Below are 6,160 nucleotides of genomic sequence, written 5' to 3'. Positions count from 1 at the left end.
CCTCTCGAGGGAATATAACGCCCACAGCAGGGGCGGCTTACCTTGTGCGCGTTTTGCGCGAAAATGGGAGCGTAGCGACCCGCGCAAAACGTGCACAAGGTAAGACGTCCCGCGGAGGCCCGAAGGGCCGTAGCTTACTGCCTGTGATTGTTAAATGCCCTGTACTCCGGAAATAAAGCCGTGGTAAAGCGACCATGCCGGCTGGTGCGAATTCTCAATTTGAATGGGAAATACCGGCTTTCCTGCCAGAGCACTATTTAGCTGCTGCATCCAATCTTCAACGTTCTTGACATACCAGTGCCACTCTTTCCGTCCATTACCCGTGACAACCAGCATCAAATGACTTATTCCTGGACCATCTAGATTTTCTAGAGCATCTTCAAAATCTACTTGAGCTTCGTTTGTTGCTGCATCTGGCATACCACCATCATTCTCTGATGTGTATGGCCAATAAACAGAAACTAGAAATGGATACTCAGTTTCTTTGACTCCGTCAGGGACGGATTGAATACTTCTGAAAATTAGCGGCTTACCATCTTCCTCACCGGTAGCAGTGAAATACAAATTCTCTGCGTTTGCTGCTGACACCATAAAACTCCATAAGATGACGAATTTGAGTGAACTTTTCATTGGCATTTAACAGTTTTATTCATACGCCATGGGCTTGTGTTGTTGGGGCTTGTGTTCATCGGCGCACATATCCGCAAGCTGGTATATTTTTTTAAAAATCAAACACTTACCAATGTAAAATCATTGTAGCCCCTAGCGAAAGAAGCCGATGGCTTTTGTTCTTCTTTTTCGAGCGGCATTATTGTTTTGGCCAACTCTTTATAAATCAGATAGTTAGCCTATCCCATTCCGTGCACACAAGCCACTGGCTTCTGAATTCGGCATTGACGAATCCGCCTATCACTTATACTGTATTTATAAACAGTATTCGAGATGATGTTATGGATGATATTCGGGGCCGGGTTCCCACGCAACCCGTTCGTTTTTTAGACAAACTAAGATTGCATATGCGCGATGCAGGGCTGGCTTATACGACTGAACGAACTTACGTTCACTGGATCAAGCGCTATATCCTTTTTCACAGGAAGCGCCACCCTCAGGAGATGGGAGCGCCAGAAGTGGAGCACTTTCTGACCCATCTGTCAGAAGAGCGAGACTGCTCAGTGGGCACCCAGAGAATTGTGCTGAATGCTCTGGTCTATCTGTATACCCGTTTTTTGGACAAAACGCTGGATGGGCTTTCCTTTACCCAGGCCAAACGCCCACGGCGGTTGCCGGTGGTGTATAGCCGCAATGAGATAGCCGCAATCCTTTCTCACCTGAAAGGCCCCTCACGTTTACGGGTTCAGTTGCTGTATGGCTCGGGACTCCGCTCCGCAGAGCTGCTGTCATTGCGGGTCAAGGACATTGATTTTGATAGCAGCAATATTTTTGTACGTGGAGGCAAAGGCAATAAGGACCGGACGACGATTTTGCCCCAGGGGCTGGTACCGGATATTCGCAGGCAAATAGAGCGGGTGCGGATTCTCCATGATCAGGACGTGGCAGATGGTGTGGGTGACGTATATCTGCCCGATGCGCTTGCACGTAAATACCCGCGCGCGGCCAAGGAGTTGGGTTGGCAGTACCTTTTTCCAGCATCTTGTGTAGGCCCCTGCCCGCGCACCGGCGAATTGCGCCGACACCACCTGCACCCTACTGCCCTGGCCAAACAGATCAGGCGAGCGCTAATGGCAGCGGGTATCCATAAGCCAGCGAGAGCGCACTCCTTTCGACACAGTTTTGCCACCCACCTGCTGGAATCCGGCTATGACCTGCGCACAATCCAGGAGCTATTGGGACACTCTGATATCAGCACCACCGAGATTTACACCCATGTGGTAAACCGGGGGAGCAAGGGAGTGCTCAGCCCGATGGACCGCCTGGCGCCCGGCAATCAGATAAATGAGCCGATGGCCCGCTACCACGTAGCGGCTTGACAAGCTGTATTGAGTACTGAAATAAAAAAACCCCGCAAAAGCGGGGTTTTTTTCGTTTGGCTGGAAGGCCGGCTTACATCATGCCGCCCATGCCACCCATTCCACCCATGCCGCCCATGTCAGGCATTGCGGGCTTGTCTTCCGGGATTTCCGCAACCATGGCTTCGGTGGTGATCATCAGGCCAGCGATGGAAGCAGCCGCCTGCAGCGCAGAGCGGGTTACCTTGGCCGGGTCGAGGATACCCATTTCTAGCATGTCGCCGTACTCGCCGGTGCCGGCGTTGTAGCCGAAGTTGCCTTCGCCCTGCTTCACCTTGTCTACGACTACGGAAGCTTCATCACCGGCGTTGGTGACGATCTGGCGCAGCGGCATTTCCATGGCACGCAGTGCTGCGGCAATACCGTGGTTCTGGTCTTCGTTGTCGCCTTTTACGGTGATCGCCTGAGTTGCGCGGATCAGGGCGGTACCACCGCCAGGAACAACGCCTTCTTCTACTGCGGCGCGGGTAGCGTGCAGTGCGTCTTCAACGCGGGCTTTCTTCTCTTTCATTTCGACTTCGGTGGCTGCGCCAACCTTGATCACCGCAACACCGCCGGCCAGCTTGGCTACGCGCTCCTGCAGTTTCTCTTTGTCGTAGTCGGAAGAGGATTCTTCGATCTGGGCGCGGATCTGCTTAACGCGCGCTTCGATGTCGGCTACGTCGCCAGCGCCGTCAACGATTACGGTGTTTTCCTTGGACAGGGTGATGCGCTTGGCGGTACCCAGGTGCTCCAGGGTAGTCGCTTCCAGCTCCAGGCCCACTTCTTCGGAAATCACGGTGCCGCCGGTCAGGATCGCGATGTCCTGCAGCATGGCCTTGCGGCGGTCGCCGAAGCCCGGTGCCTTGACCGCAGCTACCTTGACGATACCGCGCATGCTGTTCACAACCAGGGTGGCCAGCGCTTCGCCTTCTACGTCTTCAGCGATGATCAGCAGCGGCTTGGAGGCCTTGGCTACCTGCTCCAGCAGCGGCAGCAGGTCGCGGATGTTGGAGATTTTCTTGTCAACCAGCAGGATGAACGGGCTGTCCAGCTCGGCAGTCATGTTTTCCTGGTTGGTCACGAAGTACGGGGACAGGTAGCCGCGGTCGAACTGCATACCTTCTACCACGTCCAGTTCGTTTTCCAGGGACTGGCCTTCCTCTACGGTGATCACACCTTCTTTGCCCACCTTGTCCATCGCTTCGGCGATGATGGTGCCGACGTTTTCGTCGCTGTTGGCGGAGATGGTGCCCACCTGGGCGATGGACTTGCTGTCGGCACACGGGGTAGCCAGGCCAGCAATGTGGTCAACGGCCGCAGCAACGGCTTTGTCGATACCGCGCTTCAGGTCCATCGGGTTGAAGCCTGCCGCTACGGACTTGAGGCCTTCGGTCACGATTGCCTGGGCCAGAACGGTAGCGGTGGTGGTGCCGTCACCGGCGGTGTCGGAAGCCTTGGAAGCCACTTCCTTGACCATCTGCGCACCCATGTTTTCGAACTTGTCTTTCAGTTCGATTTCCTTGGCTACGGATACACCGTCTTTGGTCACGGTGGGGGCGCCGAAGGACTTGTCCAGTACCACGTTGCGGCCTTTCGGACCCAGGGTGGTTTTTACTGCGTCAGCCAGGATGTTTACGCCGTTCAGCATTTTCTGGCGGGCGTCATCACCAAATTTTACGTCTTTTGCTGCCATGATCTTATTTCCTCAATTCTGTGTGTGGTCGCTCGGGAAGGGCGAATCAGCCTTCCAGAACACCGTAGATGTCGTTTTCGCTCATGATGATCAGCTCTTCGCCGTCCACCTTGAGGGTGTTGCTGTCGGCATAACGGCCGAAGACCACGGTGTCACCTACTTTCACAGACAGCGCACGCACGTCGCCGTTATCCAGCAACTTGCCTTCGCCCACGGCAACCACTTCGCCCTGATTCGGCTTTTCTTTCGCAGCGCCCGGCAGCACGATGCCACCAGCAGTTTTCTCTTCTTCTTCCTTACGGCGTACTACGACGCGGTCGTGTAAAGGACGAATTTTCATGGATTTGCTCTCCATTGAGTTATTTAGGGTTGCAATAACAAGTGCCCGGGCCGCTCTGGCTCCGGAGCCTGCCCTCCTCCCGTGGGAGGCAAGGCAAAAACTTGGGGTGCTCCCTATCTGAGGGCGCGGAAATGGATTTCAACAGGGGCAGGCAAAAAAAATGATGGGGGCCGGCGACAGGGGTCTTCCGCCGGCAAGATCGGTCAATTATTGAGCAAAATGCAGATCAATCACGGTCCTTGGGGTCTTCGCGCTCGTAGTCTCCCTCAATCACATCGTGCTTGCCGGGCTCCCCGCCCCTCTGCGGCCCCTGCTCCGGGCCCGAACCCGGCTTGGAATATGGCCCGTAGCTGGAGGTCTGCACCACCACGATCCGGTTGAGCAGCTTCCCCAGGATCAGTTGCCGCAACCCGGGGATCAGGCAGGCGAAGCCGATGGCATCGGTGATGAATCCCGGGGTTAGCAGCAGCGCGCCGCCCACCGCCAGGAAGATCCCCTCGGCCATCTCCCGTGCGGGGATCTCGCCGGTCTGCATCTTCTGCTGGGCCCGCATCACGGTGGAGATTCCCTGGCGGCGCAGGAGCGCCAGCCCAACTACCGCGGTCAGCAGCACCAGTCCGATGGTGGGCAGCGCGCCAATTTCCTTTCCGACACTGATCAGGACCCACATTTCCAGGATTGGCATGGCGATGAACAGAATAAGCAATGGGCGCATGTGGGTTTCTCCGCGGTTCGCGAGCAGGCCAGAATACCGGATTGTCCGGCAAACAGACGGTTTTCCGTTATGCTTGAGAACGTGCTGTTGAAAACAAGTTGTTGAAACTCGGTAGTTGCAAGCCTGAAGCAGTTTTTGCCGCGGGCAGGATTCAGGTTCGCAGTGTAGCCATTCACCAACATGACGCGCAAATCGCCGTCAGCTACTCGGGAGCCCAATTATGGAAAGCGACAGCAGTCCGATGACTAGCGCCTCCACTTCCAGACCACAACATATGGTGGACGAGCTTCTCGCCCTCGCAGACATACGCATCAATGGGGATCGTCCCTGGGACATGCAGCTTCACCGCAACGGGGCACTGGATGAGATTGTCGCCAGGCACAGCCTCGGCCTCGGTGAAACCTACATGCGGGGCGACTGGTCGGTGCCGGCGCTGGACCAGTTTTTCTATCGCCTGCTACGCGCGGACCTGCACAAAAAGCTCAAGCCATTTCGCAATCTCTGGCGAATTCTCCGTTCACACATGATCAACCTGCAGAGCCGTGGCCGCGCCTTCCAGGTAGGCGAACGGCACTATGACCTGGGCAATGATTTCTATCGCGCCATGCTCGACCATCGCATGGCCTACAGCTGCGGCTACTGGAAAGACGCGGAGGATCTGGAGCAGGCACAGACTGCCAAGCTCGACCTTATCTGCCGCAAGCTGGGGCTAAAGCCCGGTATGCGGCTTTTGGATATCGGCTGCGGCTGGGGCAGCCTGTTGAGCTATGCGGCGGAAAATTACGACGTGGAATGCGTCGGGGTGAGCGTATCCCGCGAGCAGTGCCGCTATATCGACGAACACTATGCACAGCTGCCCATTACCGTACACCTGCAGGATTACCGCGCACTCGACCAGCCTTTTGACCGCATTGCCAGCGTCGGTATGTTCGAACACGTGGGCCGCAAGAACCACCGCACCTTTATGCAGGTTGCGCGGCGCTGCCTGACAAAGGACGGCCTGTTACTGCTGCACACCATCGGCAAGACTCAGCGGCGCTCCACCACTGATGCCTGGATCGAAAAATATATTTTCCCCAATGGCGACCTGCCCTCCACTGGCCAGATTTGCGACAGTGCAGAGAATCTGCTGATCGAGGAAGACCTGCACAATTTCGGCAGTGACTACGACAAGACCCTGATGGCCTGGCACCGGAACTTCGAGCACAGCTGGGAAAAGTTTGCGGATAAATTCGACCAGCAGTTTTACCGTATGTGGCGATACTATCTGCTGTCCTGCGCCGGCGCATTTCGCGCGCGGCATATCCAGCTGTGGCAGTGGATATTTTCCAGGAAACTGGAAGGTGGTGTGGAGCGCGTGGTTTAGGCCAAACTTCCCCCTCACACAAAAAAGGCGAGCCAAA

6 protein-coding genes are annotated in these 6,160 nt (G+C 55.8%); 2 read left to right on the top strand and 4 right to left on the bottom strand.

Annotation, left to right across the window (positions count from 1 at the left end):
* Nucleotides 1–150: 150 nt before the first annotated feature.
* Nucleotides 151–630, bottom strand: a complete 480-nt coding sequence (locus QZ511_RS03770; protein WP_295799165.1) for a DUF695 domain-containing protein — start codon at nucleotides 628–630, stop codon at nucleotides 151–153.
* A 320-nt stretch (nucleotides 631–950) separates the two neighbouring features.
* On the opposite strand from QZ511_RS03770, the gene QZ511_RS03765 reads away from it, so the two are divergent.
* Nucleotides 951–1,988, top strand: coding sequence for an integron integrase (locus QZ511_RS03765; protein ID WP_295799163.1), 1,038 nt, complete (start codon nucleotides 951–953; stop codon nucleotides 1,986–1,988).
* 73 nt (nucleotides 1,989–2,061) lie between these two features.
* On the opposite strand, the gene groL is transcribed toward QZ511_RS03765, so the two are convergent.
* The 3 genes from groL to QZ511_RS03750 all read right to left on the bottom strand — a co-directional run bounded on the left by groL (nucleotide 2,062) and on the right by QZ511_RS03750 (nucleotide 4,757).
* The gene (gene groL / locus QZ511_RS03760; RefSeq protein ID WP_295799161.1) at nucleotides 2,062–3,702 is read right to left on the bottom strand and encodes a chaperonin GroEL; all 1,641 of its coding nucleotides are present in this window, start codon (nucleotides 3,700–3,702) and stop codon (nucleotides 2,062–2,064) included.
* 46 nt (nucleotides 3,703–3,748) lie between these two features.
* Nucleotides 3,749–4,042: a co-chaperone GroES gene (locus tag QZ511_RS03755; RefSeq protein WP_295799158.1), complete on the bottom strand. Its 294-nt coding sequence runs from the start codon at nucleotides 4,040–4,042 to the stop codon at nucleotides 3,749–3,751.
* A gap of 226 nt (nucleotides 4,043–4,268) precedes the next feature.
* Nucleotides 4,269–4,757, bottom strand: coding sequence for an FxsA family protein (locus tag QZ511_RS03750; RefSeq protein WP_295799155.1), 489 nt, complete (start codon nucleotides 4,755–4,757; stop codon nucleotides 4,269–4,271).
* A gap of 220 nt (nucleotides 4,758–4,977) precedes the next feature.
* On the opposite strand from QZ511_RS03750, the gene cfa reads away from it, so the two are divergent.
* Nucleotides 4,978–6,123, top strand: coding sequence for a cyclopropane fatty acyl phospholipid synthase (gene cfa / locus QZ511_RS03745; protein ID WP_295799153.1), 1,146 nt, complete (start codon nucleotides 4,978–4,980; stop codon nucleotides 6,121–6,123).
* Nucleotides 6,124–6,160: the final 37 nt, after the last annotated feature.

Origin of the sequence: uncultured Microbulbifer sp. (assembly GCF_913055755.1) — a bacterium.
Lineage (GTDB): Bacteria > Pseudomonadota > Gammaproteobacteria > Pseudomonadales > Cellvibrionaceae > Microbulbifer.
The sequence above is the reverse complement of the archived record's forward strand: the minus strand, read 5'-3'. Positions and strand labels throughout refer to the sequence as shown.